Source organism: Streptomyces sp. MK37H (genome assembly GCF_018035285.1).
Taxonomy (GTDB): domain Bacteria; phylum Actinomycetota; class Actinomycetes; order Streptomycetales; family Streptomycetaceae; genus Streptomyces; species Streptomyces endocoffeicus.
The window spans coordinates 17,622-36,250 of the sequence record NZ_JAAAYH010000041.1; the positions used below are offsets into that span (position 1 = coordinate 17,622).

Here is an 18,629-nt window from a genome sequence, read left to right on the forward strand (position 1 = left end):
CGCAATTTTTACGTGACAGCCACCTGCGGCGGCCGCGCGTGACGGCCATCTGCGGCGGCCGCGCGTGACAGCCGCCCGCCACCGGCGGCAGCCACAGCGAAGGGGCACCCCCGCCAGGCGGGAGCGCCCCTCGTCTGTTCGGCGCAGGTGCTGGGATCAGTCCTCGCTGGGGGCGGAGGGCAGCTTGCTCTGGATCAGCTCCATGACGGAGGAGTCGGTGAGCGTGGTGACATCGCCCAGCGCCCGGTTCTCGGCGACATCGCGCAGCAGACGGCGCATGATCTTGCCGGAGCGGGTCTTGGGCAGCTCGGCCACCGGCAGGATCCGCTTGGGCTTGGCGATCGGGCCGAGCTGCTTGGCCACATGCGCCCGCAACTCCTCGACCAGGCCCTCGTCCTCGGCCGCGCCGCCGCGCAGGATGACGAACGCGCAGATGGCCTGGGTGGTCTGCGGGTCGGTGGCGCCGACGACCGCCGCCTCGGCGACCTTGGGGTGCGAGACGAGCGCCGACTCGACCTCGGTCGTGGAGATGTTGTGGCCGGAGACCAGCATCACATCGTCGACCCGGCCGAGCAGCCAGATGTCGCCGTCGTCGTCCTTCTTGGCGCCGTCGCCCGCGAAGTAGCGCTTGTCGAAGCGGGACCAGTAGGTGTCGAGGTAGCGCTGGTCGTCGCCCCAGATGGTGCGGAGCATGGACGGCCACGGCTCGGTGAGCACCAGATAGCCGCCATGGCCGTTCGGCACCTCATTGGCCTCGTCGTCCACGACGGTGGCGGCGATGCCCGGCAGCGCGACCTGGGCCGAACCAGGCTTGGTGGCGGTGACGCCCGGCAGCGGGCTGATCATGATGCCGCCGGTCTCGGTCTGCCACCAGGTGTCGACGACGGGCGTGGTGTCCGCGCCGATGTGCTTGCGGTACCAGACCCATGCCTCGGGGTTGATGGGCTCGCCGACGGAGCCGAGGATCCGCAGCGAGGAGAGGTCGAACTTGGCCGGGATGTCGTCGCCCCACTTCATGCAGGCGCGGATCGCGGTCGGGGCGGTGTACAGGATGGTGACCCCGTACTTCTGGACGATCTCCCACCAGCGGCCCTGGTGCGGGGTGTCCGGGGTGCCCTCGTAGAGCACCTCGGTGGCGCCGTTGGAGAGCGGGCCGTAGACGATGTACGAGTGGCCGGTGACCCAGCCGACGTCCGCCGTGCACCAGAAGACATCGGTCTCCGGCTTGAGGTCGAAGACGGCGTGGTGGGTGTAGGAGACCTGGGTGAGGTAGCCGCCTGAGGTGTGCAGGATGCCCTTCGGCTTACCGGTCGTACCCGAGGTGTAGAGGATGAACAGCGGGTGCTCGGCGTCGAACGCCTCGGGGGTGTGCTGCTCCGGCTGGCGCTCCACGATCTCGTGCCACCAGACGTCGCGGCCCTCGCTCCAGTCCACCTCCTGGCCGGTGCGGCGGACGACCAGCACATTGCGCACGTTCTCTGTGCCGGGCCGGGTGAGCGCCTCGTCGACGGCGGGCTTGAGCGCGGACGGCTTGCCACGGCGGTAGCCGCCGTCGGCGGTGATGATGACCCGGGCGTCGGCGTCCTGGATACGGGTGGCGAGAGCGTCGGCCGAGAAGCCGCCGAAGACCACCGAATGCGGGGCGCCGATACGGGCACAGGCCAGCATCGCGACCACGGTCTCCGGGATCATCGGCATATAGATGGCGACCCGGTCGCCCGACCGGACCCCCAACTCGGTGAGTGCGTGGGCCGCTTGGGAGACCTCCCGCTGCAGTTCGGCGTAGGTGAGGGAGCGGGTGTCGCCGGGCTCGCCCTCGAAGTGGAGCGCCACCCGGTCGCCCAGGCCGTTCTCGACATGCCGGTCGACGCAGTTGTACGCCACATTGAGCTTGCCGTCGGCGAACCACTTCGCGAAGGGCGGGTTCGACCAGTCGAGTGTCTCGGTCGGCGCGGTCGCCCAGGACAGCCGACGGGCCTGCTCGGCCCAGAAGCCCAGGCGGTCCACCTTCGCCCGCTCATACGCCTCGGCCGTGACATTGGCGTTCGCGGTCAGCTCGGCGGGCGGCGCGAAGCGACGCTCCTCCCGAAGAAGGTTGGCCAGGCTCTCGTTACTCACGACATCTCCCATTCCCAGGGTGTCCGTTGTGTCCCAGGCCATAGCTCATCAGCCAACGGCACACCCTGACAAGGGCTGTCGCCGAAAATTGGTTTAGACCTGTCGTCGCGTATGTCACCGTCCCAGCTCCAGGGCGCCCCGAACGGGGTCGCCGCCCCGCTCCGCCACGCCGGAATGGCCCCTTCCAAGCCGGGTGGGGGCCGCCGTGGTGGCGAGGCAGACGGGCATCGGCGCGCCATGGTCCGGGCGGACGGGCAGAAACCTCCCCGTACCCGTGTCCAGGACATACGCCTGGGCCTCCGCCACCTGGAAATACATGCCGTGCAGCGCCAGTCCGCCCTCTGCCGCCCGCCGTGCCACACATCCGTGCTCCATCAGATGGTCGAGCTGCTGTCTCACATTGACCAGCGCCAGCCGCTCCACATCGTCGGCGATCGCCCGGCTCGACAGGGCGACCTCGCCGCGCCCCAGCCGGCCGATCCGCTCCATCCGCGCCAGCGCCGGTCTGCCGTGGCGCAGCCAGCGCTCCAGCGGCGTCCGGTCCCCGTTGGAGGATGCCCCGGGCCCGTCGGAGGGCGCCCCAGGCCCGCCGGATGGCTCGGCTCCGCCGGTGGACATCCCGGGTTGGGGCGGTGTGCGGACCGGCGTCGATGAGTCGAGCAGCGCCTGCATCGCACCGCATCCGGAGTGGCCGCACACCGTGATGCTGCTGATCTTCAGCACCTCCACCGCGTACTCGATCGCCGCCCCCACCGAGTCGCAGGAGTCATCGGCGCCCGGTGGTGGCACCAGATTGCCGACATTGCGCACGGTGAACAGATCGCCGGGGCCGCTTGAGGTGATCATGCTGGTCACCAGGCGGGAGTCGGCGCAGGTGAGGAACAGCTGGCTGGGCCGCTGCCCATCCCGTGCCAGCCGGGCCAGCTCATCGCGGACCAGCGGTGCCGTATGGCGCTGGAACGCGCTCACCCCGCCGAGCAGCTGACCGCCCGCGTCCCCGTCGGCGGCGACGCTCGCCCCGATGCCCGCGGCCGCCGGGGCCGGACGGGTGCAGCGGTGATCACGCCAAGGCGTCCATGGCCGGCAGGCCCGGGCGCCGTCCGCCTCCGCGACGCGACGCGCCGCCCGTCCATCGGCCGTAGGCCGCTCGGAGCCCGCCGCCCGCCCGGAACTCGCCGCCGGCCCGGAGCCCGAAGGCCGTCCGGAGCCTGAAGGGCGCCGGGAGCCCGGGGGTCGGAGGAGCACCGTAAGGAGGACGACCGCGAGGGCCGCGGCGGCGGCCATGAGTCCGGCCCGGAGCGAGGCGCCGCAGGCCGACGCGATGCCCAGCGAGACGGAGGCGATACCCAGTGAGAGAGGAACGGCGACCCGGAAGAAGAGGGCGGCCGAGGCGGAGAGATCTCCGTGTCTGAGGTGGGAGACCCGGTGGATCCGGTCCAAGAGCTTCAACATTCCCGTCTCCTCCGGGGCTTCGGTCGCGGGTAGGCGCGCGGCCGTGGGTCACGGCGTACTGCGGTACTGACTTCCAAGCGTTGGTAAATGAATCGTAATGCCGAGTAAAGTCGCTGGGAAGTCTTTTGGGGGAGTGTGGGCCGGTATTCCGTCTATGGGGTGAATAGTCATTTAAAACGCCTTGTCATCCTCTGTCTTTTTCTCCGTCCGTGCGAGGTTTGCTCCTGTCCGGCCCGATCTCCCGGGACAGGGCGCGACACGAGGAACGAGGTGGCGGTATGAGGGCCAGGGGAGGCGGAAGGGTTAGAAGAAACGTCACTGCACTGCTGGCCGCGGCCGCGCTCTCCGTGCCGGTCGGCTGCTCGGAAGACTCGCCCCAGACCCATGGACCGGGCGGCACCGCGGGCTCGCGCCACGACAGGGACAGCCCGCAGAAGGGTCCGGGGGCACCGATCCATCCCGACAAGGCCCCGAAGGTGGTCCGGCTCATCGGCGACGGATCGACCTCCGACACCGGCCCCCAGCCCCATCAGCCGAAGACCGAGCCGCTCGAACCGGGCGAGAAGCCACCGCAGTTCGTCGTCTTCTCCTGGGACGGCGCCGGCCAGGACAAGCAGAAGCTGTTCTCCCGCTTCCGCGCGGTCGGCAAGAAGTACGGCGCGACGATGACGTACTTCCTCAGCGGGGTGTACCTGCTGCCCGCGGAGAAGCGGTACCTCTACGATCCGCCCGAGCATCGGCGCGGCGCCTCGTCGATCGGTTTCAACGACGTCGAGGGCATCAAGGCCACGGTGGGGCAGCTCCGCGGCGCCTGGCTGGACGGCAATGAGATCGGCACCCACTTCAACGGCCACTTCTGCGGACGCCGTCGCGGAGTCGGCACCTGGTCGGCGCGCCAGTGGACCAGTGAGATCCAGCAGGCCGAGTCGTTCGTCGAGAACTGGAGGACCAACGCGGGCCTGGAGCATGAGAAGCCGCTCCCTTTCGACTACGACAAGGAGCTCGTCGGCGGTCGCGCACCCTGTCTCCAGGGGCAGAAGAATCTGATCCGGGCGGCCGCCAAGCTGGGCTGGCGCTATGACGCGAGCTCACCCGGCGGGCTGCAAATCTGGCCCCGCAAGATCCACGGCATCTGGGACTTCCCGCTGCAGCAGATCCCGGTACCGGGCCGCGCGTTCGAGACGCTCTCCATGGACTACAACTTCCTCGCCAACAAGCCGCGCAAGAAGAAGGGCAAGCGGCCCAAGCGCTCCACCTGGGGCCGTCCGATGCGCGACGGCATGCTCGCCGCCTTCGACCGGGCGTACGAGGGGAACCGGGCGCCGCTGTTCATCGGCAATCACTTCGAGTCCTGGAACGGCGGAACGTATATGCGCGCAGTGGAGGACGTCATCAAGGAGGTCTGCCCGCGCGAGGGGGTGCGCTGCGTGTCCTTCAAGCAGCTGGCCGACTGGCTGGACGCGCAGAACCCCCGCGTCCTGGAGAAACTGCGGGTGCTGGACGTCGGGATGCGGCCGCCGGGTGGCTGGAAGAGTTACCTGGCCGCCGAGCGGGGGCGGACGTCCGATCGCGAAACGGCGCACGAGCGGACGTCCGGGCACCACACGCGGACGGCTAAGCGGGAGCGGGAGTAGTGGCCGAGCTCTCCTCCGGCGCGAACTCCCGCAGCCCGAAGGCGGGGTCGACCTGGGCGGCAAGGTCGGCACCCGTCTTCGCGTTCCCCCAGCTCTGCGCGTTCTTCAGGTGGAAGTGCACCATCTGCCGGGTGTACCGCTGCCAGTCGCGCCGCTCGTACGAGGCGTCCACCGCGTCCCGCAGTGTCCGCAGTGCCTCGCGGTTCGGCTCCTCCAACTCCTGGAACCGGGGCGCACGGCCCTTCTCCATCGCCCGGACCCAGTCGGAGTGGCCGAACGCGACCAGCAGGTCATCGCCCACCTCCGCGCGGAGGAAGTCCAGGTCGTCCGGGCCCTGCACCTTGTTGCCGACCACCTGGAGCGCGACATCGAAGTCGCGGGCGTACTCCTTGTACTGGCGGTAGACGGAGACGCCCTTACGCGTGGGCTCGGCCACCAGGAACGTCATGTCGAAGCGGGTGAAGAGGCCGGAGGCGAAGGAGTCGCTGCCCGCCGTCATGTCGACGACGATGAACTCGCCACGCCCGTCGACCAGATGGTTCAGACACAGCTCGATCGCGCCGACCTTGGAGTGGTAGCAGGCGACACCGAGGTCGGATTCGGTGAAGGGGCCGGTCGCCATCAGCCGCACCGACCCGTTGTCGAGCGGCAGGGCGCGGGCACATGCCTGGTAGACGGGATTGTCCTCGCCGATCCGCAGCAGCCGCGAGCCCGCACCCGGCGGGGTGGTCTTGATCATGGTCTCGGCGGAGGCGATCCGGGGGTTCGTACCGCGCAAGTAGTCCTTGATCAGCGGGAGATGGGCGCCCATCGCGGGCAGTGCGGCGGCCTCCGCCTCGTCGAGACCGAGCGCCACACCCAGATGCTGATTGATATCGGCGTCGACGGCGACGACGGGGGCGTGGGTGGCGGCGAGATGGCGGATGAACAGCGACGACAGCGTGGTCTTGCCGCTTCCACCCTTGCCTACGAAAGCGATCTTCATGTTCACCTAGCGTAGGTGAGTGATCCCGGACCATGAGGGATTTACGTGAAGAACACCACTCCAACGAGGGGTGCCAGGTGCGAGGTGCGTAGTGTCGTACTCATGAGTACGTCAGCTGATCCGCTCGCCACCCTGGCCGCGCTGCCCGGTGTGACCGAGTCCGTGAACGCCGTACGGACCGCCGTGGACCGGGTCTATGGGCACCGAGTGATGCGCCGCCGCAGCAATGAGGTCACCTCCGAGGCGGCGTTGCGCGGGGCGCGGGGTTCCGCCGCGCTGGCCGGTGCGGACTGGGCGCTGGAAGAGGTGCGCCGCCGCACCGACTTCGGAGCCGAGGGCGATCCGCGCACGGTGGGTGCGGCACTGCGGCTGACCGCCGAGGCGGGGCAGCTGCTGAGCATCTGGCGGCAGTCGCCGCTGCGGGTGCTGGCCCGGCTGCATCTGGTCGCGGCGGGCGGGGCGGAGGGCGACGAGCGGATCGGGCGCCCCCGGCAGTCGGGTGAGCCGGTGGACGAGCCGCTGATCGGGTCCGATCTGCCGCTGCCGGACGCGGACGAGGTGGCGGGGCGGCTCGATGGGCTGGCCCGGCTGCTGCTCGCGGGCAGCGAGGCTCCGGCGCTGGTGACGGCGGCGGTGGTGCATGGCGAACTGCTCGCCCTGCGGCCCTTTGTCTCCCGCAATGGTCTGGTGGCGCGGGCGGCCGAGCGGATCGTGCTGGTCGGCAGCGGTCTCGATCCGAAGTCCATCTGCCCGGCCGAGGTGGGGTACGCGGAGCTGGGCGCCGCGCCGTACATGGCGGCGCTGGAGGGCTATGCGTCCGGGACGCCGGAGGGGATGGCGGTGTGGATCGCGCACTGCGGACGGGCGGTTGAGCTCGGGGCGCGGGAGTCCACGGCGGTCTGCGAGGCGCTGCAGCGCGGGGCGGCCTGACGCGGATGGGGGTGACCTGACGTCGGAGAGGCGCGGGCTGAGGCGGGATGGCTGCGGTCTGACGTCGGACGAGACGGGCCGGCCCCGGACAAGAGTTGCGGCGGTACCACGTGGGCACCGCCGCTGGCACAGCTACCGGGTTACCATGCGTGCAATCTCATTCGCCCATCAGGTCGGGAACTTCTGCCCGTCACCTGGTGCGGCTGGCCCGTAATCGACGGGTCGACGTCGCGTGGGTGCTCAGCATCTGTGCTCGGTCCGTGGGGCCTTGGCGTCTGAGGGTTTCCTCCCGGATACCCCTGGTCTCGCGGGCCGTCAATTCCTTTGTACTCCTGCGAGAGGCCAATCGGAACCCCTCACCGCAGATCTTTGCTGCTACCCCTAAATGCGGACATAAGGGGCGCGGCGCCGATTGGTGTACCACAGCAGTCCGGCGGTGGCGGCGGCCGCGCCGACGGCGGCCGCCACGGCGAGAACCGGGCGCGGTGGCATGGAGAGTGAGGGCCTGCGCTGCTTCAGCCGCACCGGGCGGCTGAAGGAGAGCACCGGCCAGCCGCGGGCCGCCGCCTCGCGCCGCAGCGCCCGGTCCGGGTTGACCGTATGGGGATGGCCGACCGCCTCCAGCATCGGGAGATCGGTCACCGAATCGCTGTAGGCGTAACAGCGCGACAAGTCGTAGCCCTCCGACTCCGCCAACTCGGCGATCGCCTCCGCCTTGGTCGGGCCATAGGCGTAGTACTCCACCTCTCCGGTGAACATGCCATCCTCGACGACCATGCGAGTGGCCACCACGCGGTCCGCGCCCAGGAGCTCGCCGATCGGCTCGACCACCTCCGCGCCGGAGGTGCTGACGATCACCACATCGCGGCCGGCGGTGTGATGCTCCTCGATGAGCGAGGCGGCCTCGTCGTAGATGATGGGGTCGATGAGGTCGTGCAGGGTCTCCGCGACGATCTCCTTGACCTGCTGGACATTCCATCCTCGGCAGAGCGCGGAGAGGTACTTGCGCATCCGCTCCATCTGCTCGTGATCGGCGCGGCCGGCGAGGAAGACAAACTGTGCATAGGCGGTACGCAGTGCGGCCCGGCGGTTGATCAGCCCACCCCGGTAGAAGGACTTGCTGAAGGTGAGAGTGCTTGACTTCGCAATGACCGTCTTGTCCAGGTCAAAGAAGGCAGCTGTCCGAGGCAAGGAGTGGTTTTCCACGACGCCGAGCATAGGGCCCACCATTCGGCGTAAGCTGAGGCGCGTGGGTTTGCCTGAGAAGGCTCTCGGGTACACCATGGAAGTCACGGATCGTTCGCGACCGTGCTAACCCGGCCCGACTCCTCCCCCCCCGAGTCGGCCGTGGGGACGACCCCCGCTCTCCCCCCCGGCGGGGGTCGTCGCATGTCCGGATGCATTTTCGGCGTTCTCACGAGATCTTGCTCCCCTCCGTCGGGCCCGTGCGGCTCCGCCTCTCCACAGCTTGAGCGGTAACCGTACGTAATCGCCAGGCTGCGCTCCGGAAGTCACTGGTTTAGGTGACTGGGATATTCACAACTGATGAGTTGTCCACGGTTTTGGATGAAGATCCCCAAGATTTCCTGGATCGCAGCACGGTGATTCTCCGCGCTGCTCGCACTCGCCGTTCGCGGGAGTGAGAGCGCGTAACGGATATGGGAGGGGATCGTGACTGCATCCATCACACCGGAACGCCCTTCGGCGACCGAAGGACAGCGAAGCAGACCGCTCATCGTCACCGAGGACGAGGCGCTTCTCGACGATCTGCTGCGGCTGTGCGCGGCGGCCGGAGCGGAACCGGAAGTGGCGCATGGCGCGCTCACCCGCCGGGGCAGCTGGGAGGCCGCACCGCTGATTCTGGTCGGCGACGACTCGGCCGCCCGGCTGTCCGACCGAGCCCGCAGACAAGGGGTGCTGCTCATCGGGCGCGATCTGGACGACCACGGCATCTGGCGGCGGGCGGTGGCGCTCGGCGCCGACAATGTGGCGTTCCTGCCCGATGCCGAGACCTGGCTGGTGGACCGGATCGCCGATGTCGCCGAAGGCGTGGGGCGGCAGGCCCTGACCGTCGGGGTGATCGGTGGCCGCGGCGGCGCGGGCGCTTCCACCCTCGCCTGCGCCCTGGCGGTCACCGCGGCCCGCTCCGGCCGGCGCACCATGCTGATCGATGCCGATCCGCTGGGCGGCGGGCTCGATGTGCTGCTCGGCGGCGAGGGCGCGCAGGGGCTGAGATGGCCCGCCTTCGCCGAGTCGCGGGGGCGGGTCGCCGGAAGCGCCCTGGAGGAGTCGCTGCCGGAGCTGCACGCGCTGCGGGTGCTCAGCTGGGACCGCGGCGATTCGGTCGTCATCCCGCCGTCCGCGATGCGGGCGGTGCTGGCCGCGGCCCGACGGCGCGGCGGGGTCGTGGTGGTGGATCTGCCGCGCCGCGTCGACGACGCGGCGGCCGAGGCGCTGTCCCAGATCGACCTCGGGCTGCTGGTCGTCCCGGCGGAGCTGCGAGCGGTCGCGGCCGCCCACCGGGTGGCGTCCACGGTGGGCATGGTGCTGCGGGATCTGCGCGCGGTGGTGCGGGGCCCGTGCGGGCCGGAGCTCGGCGACGAGGAGATCGCGGAGCTGCTCGGGCTGCCGCTGGCCGGTCAGCTGCCACCGGAGCCCGGTCTGGCGGACGCGTTCGAGGGCAGGGAGCCCCCGGGTGGCAGCCCCCGTGGCCCGCTCGGCCGGTTCTGCGCCGAGTTCTGGGCGCGTGCGCTCGCCGACGAGGGAGGTGCCAGCGCATGAGCGTCGTATCGCCGGATCTGCTGGACGCGGTGCGGCTGCGGCTGGCCGGGAGCGGCGCGGAGCCCACGCCCGCGCGGGTGGCGTCGGCTCTGCGGGAGGAGGGGCGGCTGCTCGGCGACACCGAGGTGCTCGGGGTGGTGGAGGCGCTGCGCTCGGAGCTGGTCGGCACCGGTCCCCTGGAGTCGCTGCTGGCCGCCCGCGATGTCACGGACGTCCTGGTCACCGCCCCCGACGAGGTGTGGGTGGACCGCGGCTCGGGGCTGGAGCGCACGGCCGTCACCTTCGTGGACGCGGCCGCCGTGCGCAGGCTCGCGCAGCGGCTCGCCGCGGTGGCCGGGCGGCGGCTGGACGACGCCCGGCCATGGGTGGACGCCCGGCTGCCGGACGGGACCCGGCTGCATGCGGTGCTCCCTCCGGTCGCGGTCGGCTCGACCTGTCTGTCGCTGCGGGTGGTGCGCCCCCGGGCCTTCTCCCTCGCGGAGCTGGAGGCGGCTGGGACGGTGCCGCCGGACGGCGCGCGGCTGCTGCGGTCCATGCTGGACGCCCGGCTGTCCTACCTGATCAGCGGCGGCACGGGCTCGGGCAAGACAACGCTGCTGAGCACCCTGCTCGGGCTGGTCGGGCCGCGGGAGCGGATCGTCCTCGCCGAGGACTCGGCCGAGCTGCGGCCCGACCATCCGCATGTGGTCCGGCTGGAGACCCGCCCCGCCAACCAGGAGGGCCGGGGCCAGGTCACCCTTCGGGATCTGGTGAGGCAGGCGCTGCGGATGCGCCCCGACCGGCTCGTGGTCGGGGAGGTGAGAGGCGCAGAGGTCACCGACCTCCTGGGGGCCCTGAACACCGGCCATGAGGGCGGCTGTGGCACTGTCCACGCCAATACGGCGGCCGACGTGCCCGCGCGGCTGGAGGCGCTCGGCTCGACCGCCGGTCTGGACCGGGCCGCGCTGCACAGCCAGTTGGCGGCGGCGCTGTCGGTCGTGGTCCATCTGGTGCGGGACCGCGCCGGGCGGCGCAGGATCGCCGAGCTGCATGTGCTGGACCGGGACCGGGCGGGCTTTGTCACGACCCTCCCCGCGGCCGTCTGGAGCCCTGAGGGCTTCGAGCGGGCGGCGGGCTGGCAGCGGCTCCAGCGGCTGTGCGCACGGGGCGGAGGCGCGGCATGACGGGCGCGGGAGTGGATCCGGGGGCGCTGACGCTCTGCGCCGTGACGCTGTGCGTGGGCGCGGCCTTATGGCTGCTCACCGGGCGGGACCGGGAGCTGCGCCGGGCCAGGCTGCTGTTGGCCGGCGGCGGACCCGTCGAGCCCGCGGGAGCCGACCCGGTGCGGCGGCTGTCCGAGACCGCCGTCTGGCTGCGGGAGCGCTGGCGGGTCAAGTACGGCGGGCGGATGGGGCGTGAGCTGCTGTGCCTGCCGGTCGGATGTGTGATCGCGCTGCTGGGCGCGTCGGTTCTGCCGCTGCTCGGAGCGGTGCTGGCCACCCCGGTCGTCGGCCGCTGGCTGCGGTCCCGGCGGGGCGAGCGGGACCGTGTGCGGCGCGCCGCCGGGGTGATCCAGCTCTGTGCCACCGTGGCGGGCGAGCTGCGGGCCGGGCGGCATCCCGGCGAGGCGCTGCTGGCGGTGGATCCTGGCCACCTGAGGGAGCGTTGGGGGCTGGTGACGGCCGCGGCGCGGTTCGGCGGGGATGTGCCGGACGCCCTGCGGAGAGTCGCCCGGCTGCCGGGCGCCGAGGGGCTGACCGGGGTCGCCGCCTGCTGGCAGGTGGCGGTCGACGAGGGGGCGGGGCTGGCGGCGGGTCTCGACCGGGTGGCGGCGGCGCTGCGCGCCGAGCGGGACCAGCGGGAGAGCCTGGACGCCAAGCTGGCGGGAGCCAAGGCCACCGCCCTCGGGCTGGCTGTGCTGCCCATCGTCGGGCTGGTGCTGGGCGGCCTGATGGGCTCCGATCCGCTGCATGTGCTGCTGCACACCCCGGCCGGGCTGAGCTGTCTGCTGCTGGGCGGCCTGCTGGAGTGGGCGGGCCTGGTCTGGACCGGCCGGATGGTGCGGGCGGCGCGTGAGCCGGGGCGGCGGCGAGGGGATCCGCACCTGGGCCGAGGCCCAGCGGATCGCCGGGGTGGCCGATGAGCGCCGAGGTTGTCCACAGCCTGGGGATTTCGCTGTCCTTCCTGGCGGCGGCCCTGTGCACGGCGATGGCGATGGTCGAGGCCCGTCAGGAGCGGGGCGCCCGACGACGGCTGGCGGTGCTGCTTCCGGGTGCGGAGGACGGTCGGCCGCGACGGGCCCGGCCGTGGCGGCGGTGGCGCGCCAGGTCCGGTGCGGGCGCTCTGCCCGCCTGGGCCGCGCCGGGCGGCTCGCTGACGATCGCCGTCGTCCTCGTCGGAGGGCCGCCGGGGTGGGTGCTGGGTCTCGCCGCGGCCTGCGGCCTCTGGTGGTGGCAGCGGCACCGCCGGGCCACGGCTGGGCGGTCCGGCCCCGACCGGCACCTCGAGGCCCTCGCCGCGTGTCAGATCCCGCTGGCCGCCGATCTGCTGACGGCCTGCCTGGCGGCCGGAGCGGGCCCGCGCAAGGCGGCGGAGGCGGTGGGAGGTTCGCTCGGCGGCCCGGTCGGCGAGCGGCTTGCCCAGACCGCGGCGGAGCTGCGGCTGGGCGGCGAACCCGCCCATGCCTGGGGGCGCATCGGGGCCCTGCCCGGAGCGCAGGGGCTGGCGCGCGCTCTGGAACGTGCCGGGACAACGGGCGCTCCGGCGGTGGAGCCGGTGTCCCGGCTGGCGGCCGAATGCCGGGCCGAGCAGGGGCGGGAGGCGATGAGACGGGCCGACCGCACCGGTGTGCTGGTCAACGCACCGCTCGCGGGCTGCTTCCTCCCCGCGTTCCTGCTGGTCGGCCTGGTCCCGGTGATGATCGGGCTGGCCCGCGGCCTGATGGGTGACGGCCCCTGAGCACGGGCGGGACCAGGACGACGACCCAGCGAACGACAGCGGCACGAGCGGCAGCTGCACGACAACGGCACGACGAACGACGACAGCACGGCGAACGACGACAGTACGGCGAACGACGACACCGCGGCCGGTGACACCGCGGACAGGACAAGGGGGGCCGACATGGTGAAGCAGTGGTGGGTACGGCGGTACGCGGCGGCGCGGGCGAAGGCCGAGGCGGGCATGACCACCGCCGAGTACGCGATGGGAACGATCGCGGCATGCGGTTTCGCCGCGGTGCTCTACAAGGTGGTGACCAGCGGGGCCGTCAGCGGAGCGCTGCAGTCGGTCATCGGACGGGCACTCGATGCGCAGTTCTGAGTCGCCGGGAACGGGGGAGCGGACGGGCTCGCGCGCCAGGAGCGGCGCGCGGGGCGTCCCGAGGGCCAGTGGCGTCCGGAGGGCCCGCGGCGGCGTCCCGAGGGCCCGGAGCATGCCCATGACGGGCGTCCCGGGGGCTCGGGGCCCTGCGCGGGACAGCGGCTACGTCACGGCGGAGGCGGCCGTCGCGCTGCCGGTGCTGGCGCTGTTCGCCCTGATGCTGATCTGGGGGCTGATGGCCGCGTCCGCGCAGCTTCAGTGCGTGGACGCGTCCAGAGCCGGGGCGAGGGCGGCGGCGCGTTCGGAGCCGGAGGCGGACGCGATGGCCGCCGCCCGCTCGGCCGCGCCCGATGGAGCGCGGGTCGAGCTGTGGCGGGAGGGGGACCTGGTGCGGGTGCGGGTCCATGCCCACGCCGCCGGTCCCGGTCCGCTGGCGGTGCATCTGCGCGGCGAGGCCGCCGCGCTCGCCGAGGACTCGGTGGGCGCGGACGGCGCGATGGGCCGGGTCGGCGCGGACGACGCGGGTGGTACGGCCCGGGATGCGGTCCCGTGAGCGCGGGAGGCGGTCCCGTGAGAAGGGCGGACGACCGGGGGTCGGCCACCGTCTGGACCGCGCTGGCCGCGACGGCCCTGTGCGTGGTGTTCGCGGCCGTGCTGGCGGCCGGGCAGGCCATGGTGGCGCGCCATCGGGCGGGCGGAGCCGCCGATCTGGCGGCGCTCGCGGCGGCGGACCACGGCCTGGAGGGGGCTCGTACGGCGTGCGGTCTCGCCCGGCGGGTGGCCTCCGCACAGGGGGCGCGCGTGGTGCGGTGCGCCCTGAGCGGTGAGATCGCGGATCTCACGGCGGAGGTGCGCACCGGCCCGTTCGCCCTCCGCGTCCGGGCGCGGGCGGGGCCTGCGGGCACTCCGGTCACCGGACAGCCGTCCCCACCGGGTGGCGGGGAACGCTCACTCGGCGGTCGGCGGCTGCTCCGGGGCACCGGCGAGCAGGGTCGTCAGCAGGCGGATGGCGGCCTTCTTGTCCAGCGGGTCATTGCCGTTGCCGCACTTGGGCGACTGGATGCAGGACGGGCATCCCGCCTCGCACTCGCAGACGGCGATCGCCTCACGGGTGGCCGCCAGCCAGCGGGCGGCCGTGTGGAAGGCGCGCTCGGCGAAGCCCGCGCCGCCCGGGTGCCCGTCGTAGACGAAGACGGTCGGCAGCAGCGTGTCGGGGTGCAGCGGGATGGACACCCCGCCGATGTCCCAGCGGTCACAGGTGGCGAAGAGCGGCAGGATGCCGATCGAGGCGTGCTCGGCGGCGTGCAGGGCGCCGCCGAGGGCCTGGGGGTGCACCCGGGCCTCCTCGAGCTGGTCGTCGGTCACCGTCCACCACACGGCCCGGGTGCGCAGGGTGCGCGGCGGAAGGTCCAGCTTGGACTCGCCGAGGACCTCACCGGTGATCAGCTTGCGGCGAAGAAAGGAGACCACCTGGTTGGTGACCTCGACGGAGCCGAAGCACAGCCGCGCGTCCCCCCAGGGGATCTCGGTGGTGGTCTCCAGGATGGAGATCGCCGTGGTGTCGCGGGCCGTGGTCGAGTAGGGCGGAGTGGCCTCCTCCACCAGGGCGACCGAGTCGTCGAGGTCGAGCTCTTTGACGAGATAGCTCCGGCCCTGGTGGAGGTGGACGGCGCCCTCGTGGACGGTGGTGTGGGCCGCCGCGGCGTCCACAGTGCCCAGCAGCCGCCCGGTCGCCGCCTCCACGACCTGGACCGGGCTGCCGCCCGCCCCGCGGATGTCGGTGAGGTCGGCGGCGCGCTCACGGCGGGTCCAGTGCCAGGCCTTCGCCCGGCGGCGCAGCAGCTTGCGCTGCTCCAGCTGCGGCATCAGCTCCTCCGTGGCGGGCCCGAAGAGCTCCAGGTCGGGCTCGCTGAGCGGAAGCTCGGCCGCGGCCGCGCACAGGTGCGGTGCGAGGACGTAAGGGTTGTCCGGGTCCAGGACGGTGGACTCCACCGGCTGCCGGAAGAGGGCGTCCGGGTGGTGGACGAGATAGGTGTCCAGCGGGTCGTCCCGGGCGACCAGGATCGCGAGGGCCCCTTCGCCGGTGCGCCCGGCCCGCCCCGCCTGCTGCCACAGGGAGGCGCGGGTGCCGGGATAGCCCGCCACGACCACGGCGTCCAGCCCGGCGATGTCCATCCCCAGCTCAAGGGCGGTGGTCGCGGCGAGCCCCAGCAGCTCACCGGAGTGCAGGGCCTTCTCCAGGGCGCGGCGCTCCTCGGGGAGATAGCCGCCGCGATAGGCGGCGATCCGGTCCGGCAGCGAGCGGTCCACCTCCGCGAGCCGCTCCTGGGCGATGAGCGCGATGAGCTCCGCGCCCCGCCGGGAGCGCACGAAGGTGACCGTACGGACGCCCTGGACGGCCAGGTCGGTGAGCAGGTCCGCGGACTCGGCCGTGGCCGTGCGGCGCACGGGGGCGCCCTGCTCGCCGTGGAGCTCGGTCAGCGGCGGCTCCCAGAGGGCGAAGACGACCTCGCCGCGGGGCGAGCCGTCCTCGGTGATCTCCACCACGGGCACGCCGGTCAGCCGGCCCGCGGCGACTGCCGGATCGGAGGCGGTGGCCGAGGCGAGCAGGAAGACCGGCGAGGAGCCGTAGCGGGCGCAGACGCGGCGCAGCCTGCGCAGCACCTGGGCCACATGGGAGCCGAAGACACCCCGGTAGGTGTGGCACTCGTCGATCACCACATAGCGCAGGGCGCGCAGGAAGGAGGACCATCTGGGGTGGCCGGGCAGGATGCCCCGGTGGAGCATGTCGGGGTTGGTGAGCACGTAGTTCGCGTACTGCCGGACCCACTCACGCTCCTCGACGGGCGTGTCGCCGTCGTAGACCGCCGCCCGGATGCCGGTGCCCAGCGGGGCGGTGAGGTCGGCCACCGCGCGCCGCTGATCGGCGGCCAGCGCCTTGGTGGGGGAGAGGTACAGGGCGGTCGTCCCCCGGCCGCTGGGCTCCTCCGAGCCGTCCAGCAGAGTGCTGAGGACGGGGGCCAGATAGGCGAGGGACTTGCCGGAGGCGGTTCCGGTGGCCACGACCACGGATTCGCCGCGCAGCGCGTGTTCGGCCGTGCGCGCCTGATGGGCCCAGGGGCGCTCGATGCCGACCGCGCGAATGGCGTTGATCACCTCTGGCCGGATCGCCGAGGGCCAGTCGGCATGGGTTCCCGGGCGTGGGGGCAAGTGCTCCGTATGAGTGATGCGCGTGCTCCGGCTCGCCCCGGTGCTCAACCGGCCGAGGACGGCCCGGGGTGAGGGGCGTATGCCCGCCTGCCGCGGGATTTGGTTGTCGGCCATCGACACCGAGTGTGTCACTGGTCTGACGGACAATGGTCTCAAGGCGTCGTGCACGCCTGCTGGTAAGTGATTGAATGCCATCGCGGCTGCCGATCCATGGGGGGCGACCGCTCGATGCAAGGTGCTGGAGGATCCGTGGACCTGTCCCTGTCGACTCGGACCGTCGATGACCGCACGGTCGTCGAGGTCGGTGGCGAGATTGATGTATACACCGCGCCCAAGCTGCGCGAGCAGCTGGTCGAGCTTGTCAACGACGGCAACTACCACCTGGTCGTCGACATGGAGGGCGTCGACTTTCTCGACTCCACCGGACTCGGCGTGCTCGTCGGCGGGCTCAAGCGAGTGCGGGCCCACGAGGGCTCGCTGCGCCTGGTCTGCAACCAGGAGCGCATTCTGAAGATCTTCCGCATCACCGGCCTGACCAAGGTGTTCCCGATTCACACCTCGGTCGAGGACGCTGTCGCGGCGACCGACTGACAAGATCGCCGAAGGAAGACACAGAAGGGGGGTCCGGGCGGCGCTCGCCCGGCCCTCCCCATACGCACGCCCATACGCCCGAGGGGGATGGCATGGCCACCGTCGAACTCCGCTTCAGCGCGCTGCCCGAGCACGTCAGGACCGCTCGTCTTGTCGCGGCTGCCGTGGCGCGCCGGGCGGGGGTGGATGAGGCCGTGCTCGACGAGGTGCGGCTCGCGGTCGGCGAGGCCTGCACGCGTGCGGTCGGGCTCCACCTGAGCAATGGGGTGGAGGCACCGGTGCGGGTGATCCTGACCGAGGAGGAGAAGAAGTTCTCCATCGAGGTCGGTGACGAATCCCCGACCTCGGCCGCTCTGGCGCCCGGCTCCCATCCGGAGGCGGACGACGAGGCCGAGGGCGAGGACGAGATGGGCCTCGCCGTCATCAGCGGGCTCGTCGACGATGTCGAGGTGACGACCAGCGAGACCGGTGGAGTGATCCGGATGAGCTGGCCGACCTCGCCCCAGCCTCTGGTGTCCTAGCTCAAGCCAAGGCCTTTGGTGGCCTGGCCCACCGGTTCGGGTTCCGCCCGTACCGGGTCGGGCCATGTCCTCGCCGGTTTGGGCCATGTCCTCGCCGGTTTGGGGCGTGTTCTCGCTGGTTTGGGGCGTGTTCTCGCCGGTTCGGGCCCTGTCCCAGCGGGCCGGGCCTCTCGCCTCGCCCCGGGGCCCGGCGCGGGCCTGAACTCGCCCTGGCCGCCGAGTCGGGCCCCTCGAGGGGCATCTGCCCGTCATCCCTCGCCCGATCTTCCGGACCACCGGACCGGCCGTTTCAAGATCGCCGGTCCGACGTCGGCGTGCCCGCGCCCGCTCGGCGGCATCGTCCCGGCGCACCCCGGGCGCACCCCACGGCGCATCTCTCGGCGCGCCTTTTCTCGATCTCGGGCGTACGCTCTGAACAGCGCTTTTATCAGTGCGACGCAACCGTCGCAAGATCGCCATTGAGATCATCCATTAGATCATTTATAGAGATCACTTTACATCCGTCACCGAATTGTCGACCTTCCTTCTTCCGAAGGAATTCGTACCGCCAAACCTATTGATCTTCGCTGGTGCGGGGGAATTCCCATTCCGGCGCCCTGTTTTGATCGTGTGACGCTCCCTACAATCCGTCCACATCTCGAGCTCAGGACGCCTGAGCGTGGCGGCTCTTCTGCGGTCGCAGAACTGCTGCGCGCCCATGTGCCAAACGTCAAGGAGGACGAATGGCGGGGCCTCTCACCCCTCATCAGCTGGACCTCACCCCAACCCTGGCCGCCGCAGAGCTGACCGACGACAACCGTGTGCTCGTGCTGGTGATCGCCGCCGTCGCGATCGCGGCGCTCGCGGTCGCGGTGGTGCTGGTACGACAAGTCCTCGCGGCCGGCGAGGGCACGGACAGTATGAAGAAGATCGCCGAAGCCGTTCAGGAAGGCGCCAATGCTTATCTGGCCCGGCAGCTGCGCACCCTCGGTGGATTCGCCGTGGTGGTGTTCTTCCTGCTCATGCTGTTGCCGGCGGACGACTGGCCGCAGCGCATCGGGCGTTCGGTGTTCTTTCTGATCGGTGCGGCATTCTCGGCGGCGACCGGCTATATCGGGATGTGGCTCGCGG

General features: G+C 71.6%; 15 protein-coding genes and 2 pseudogenes. 12 read left to right on the forward strand and 5 right to left on the reverse strand.

Going from position 1 to position 18,629, the window contains the following annotated elements:
• Positions 1–156: 156 nt before the first annotated feature.
• The gene (gene acs / locus GWI24_RS09300) at positions 157–2,118 is read right to left on the reverse strand and encodes an acetate--CoA ligase (RefSeq protein WP_210945408.1); all 1,962 of its coding nucleotides are present in this window, start codon (positions 2,116–2,118) and stop codon (positions 157–159) included.
• Positions 2,119–2,232: 114 nt separating this feature from the next.
• Positions 2,233–3,288 (reverse strand): annotated as a pseudogene (locus GWI24_RS09305) (carbonic anhydrase); the annotation flags it as partial.
• A 560-nt stretch (positions 3,289–3,848) separates the two neighbouring features.
• On the opposite strand from GWI24_RS09305, the gene GWI24_RS09310 reads away from it, so the two are divergent.
• A complete protein-coding gene (locus GWI24_RS09310; RefSeq protein WP_210945410.1) occupies positions 3,849–5,204 on the forward strand; it encodes a hypothetical protein in 1,356 nt (451 codons plus the stop codon).
• Here the strand turns inward: GWI24_RS09310 and GWI24_RS09315 are convergent.
• The gene (locus GWI24_RS09315; protein WP_210945411.1) at positions 5,185–6,189 is read right to left on the reverse strand and encodes an ATP-binding protein; all 1,005 of its coding nucleotides are present in this window, start codon (positions 6,187–6,189) and stop codon (positions 5,185–5,187) included. The genes GWI24_RS09310 and GWI24_RS09315 overlap by 20 nt on opposite strands.
• Before the next feature lie 102 nt (positions 6,190–6,291).
• On the opposite strand from GWI24_RS09315, the gene GWI24_RS09320 reads away from it, so the two are divergent.
• Complete coding sequence (locus GWI24_RS09320) at positions 6,292–7,119, forward strand: oxidoreductase (protein ID WP_210945412.1); 828 nt, start codon at positions 6,292–6,294, stop codon at positions 7,117–7,119.
• 381 nt (positions 7,120–7,500) lie between these two features.
• Here the strand turns inward: GWI24_RS09320 and GWI24_RS09325 are convergent, their stop codons facing one another.
• Positions 7,501–8,337 carry an HAD family hydrolase gene (locus GWI24_RS09325; RefSeq protein WP_210945413.1) on the reverse strand — a complete coding sequence of 279 codons (837 nt, stop codon included), beginning with the start codon at positions 8,335–8,337 and terminating at the stop codon, positions 7,501–7,503.
• A gap of 453 nt (positions 8,338–8,790) precedes the next feature.
• On the opposite strand from GWI24_RS09325, the gene ssd reads away from it, so the two are divergent.
• The 7 genes and pseudogenes from ssd to GWI24_RS09360 form a co-directional block, all read left to right on the forward strand.
• The gene (ssd, locus tag GWI24_RS09330; RefSeq protein ID WP_210945414.1) at positions 8,791–9,900 is read left to right on the forward strand and encodes a septum site-determining protein Ssd; all 1,110 of its coding nucleotides are present in this window, start codon (positions 8,791–8,793) and stop codon (positions 9,898–9,900) included.
• Positions 9,897–11,063: a TadA family conjugal transfer-associated ATPase gene (locus GWI24_RS09335; RefSeq protein WP_210945415.1), complete on the forward strand. Its 1,167-nt coding sequence runs from the start codon at positions 9,897–9,899 to the stop codon at positions 11,061–11,063. The genes ssd and GWI24_RS09335 overlap by 4 nt, the downstream gene beginning before the upstream one ends.
• Positions 11,060–12,022, forward strand: coding sequence for a type II secretion system F family protein (locus GWI24_RS09340; protein WP_210945416.1), 963 nt, complete (start codon positions 11,060–11,062; stop codon positions 12,020–12,022). Before GWI24_RS09335 ends, GWI24_RS09340 begins: the two co-directional genes overlap by 4 nt.
• The gene (locus GWI24_RS09345; RefSeq protein WP_210945417.1) at positions 12,019–12,837 is read left to right on the forward strand and encodes a type II secretion system F family protein; all 819 of its coding nucleotides are present in this window, start codon (positions 12,019–12,021) and stop codon (positions 12,835–12,837) included. Before GWI24_RS09340 ends, GWI24_RS09345 begins: the two co-directional genes overlap by 4 nt.
• Before the next feature lie 162 nt (positions 12,838–12,999).
• On the forward strand, positions 13,000–13,197 hold the full coding sequence (locus GWI24_RS09350) for a DUF4244 domain-containing protein (RefSeq protein ID WP_210945418.1): 198 nt from the start codon (positions 13,000–13,002) through the stop codon (positions 13,195–13,197).
• A 118-nt stretch (positions 13,198–13,315) separates the two neighbouring features.
• Positions 13,316–13,750, forward strand: a complete 435-nt coding sequence (locus GWI24_RS09355) for a TadE family type IV pilus minor pilin (protein WP_247616109.1) — start codon at positions 13,316–13,318, stop codon at positions 13,748–13,750.
• A 17-nt stretch (positions 13,751–13,767) separates the two neighbouring features.
• A pseudogene (locus GWI24_RS09360) lies at positions 13,768–14,082 on the forward strand (Rv3654c family TadE-like protein); the annotation flags it as partial.
• A 63-nt stretch (positions 14,083–14,145) separates the two neighbouring features.
• Here the strand turns inward: GWI24_RS09360 and GWI24_RS09365 are convergent.
• On the reverse strand, positions 14,146–16,602 hold the full coding sequence (locus GWI24_RS09365; protein WP_210945419.1) for a DEAD/DEAH box helicase: 2,457 nt from the start codon (positions 16,600–16,602) through the stop codon (positions 14,146–14,148).
• 54 nt (positions 16,603–16,656) lie between these two features.
• Between GWI24_RS09365 and bldG the strand changes: the two genes are divergently transcribed.
• The 3 genes from bldG to GWI24_RS09380 all read left to right on the forward strand — a co-directional run.
• Positions 16,657–16,998, forward strand: a complete 342-nt coding sequence (gene bldG, locus GWI24_RS09370; RefSeq protein WP_014061729.1) for an anti-sigma factor antagonist BldG — start codon at positions 16,657–16,659, stop codon at positions 16,996–16,998.
• A 92-nt stretch (positions 16,999–17,090) separates the two neighbouring features.
• A complete protein-coding gene (locus GWI24_RS09375) occupies positions 17,091–17,519 on the forward strand; it encodes an ATP-binding protein (RefSeq protein ID WP_020870239.1) in 429 nt (142 codons plus the stop codon).
• Between the two features lie 722 nt (positions 17,520–18,241).
• Positions 18,242–18,629: sodium/proton-translocating pyrophosphatase (locus GWI24_RS09380; RefSeq protein WP_210945420.1), on the forward strand; the 388-nt coding region annotated here is incomplete at its 3' end.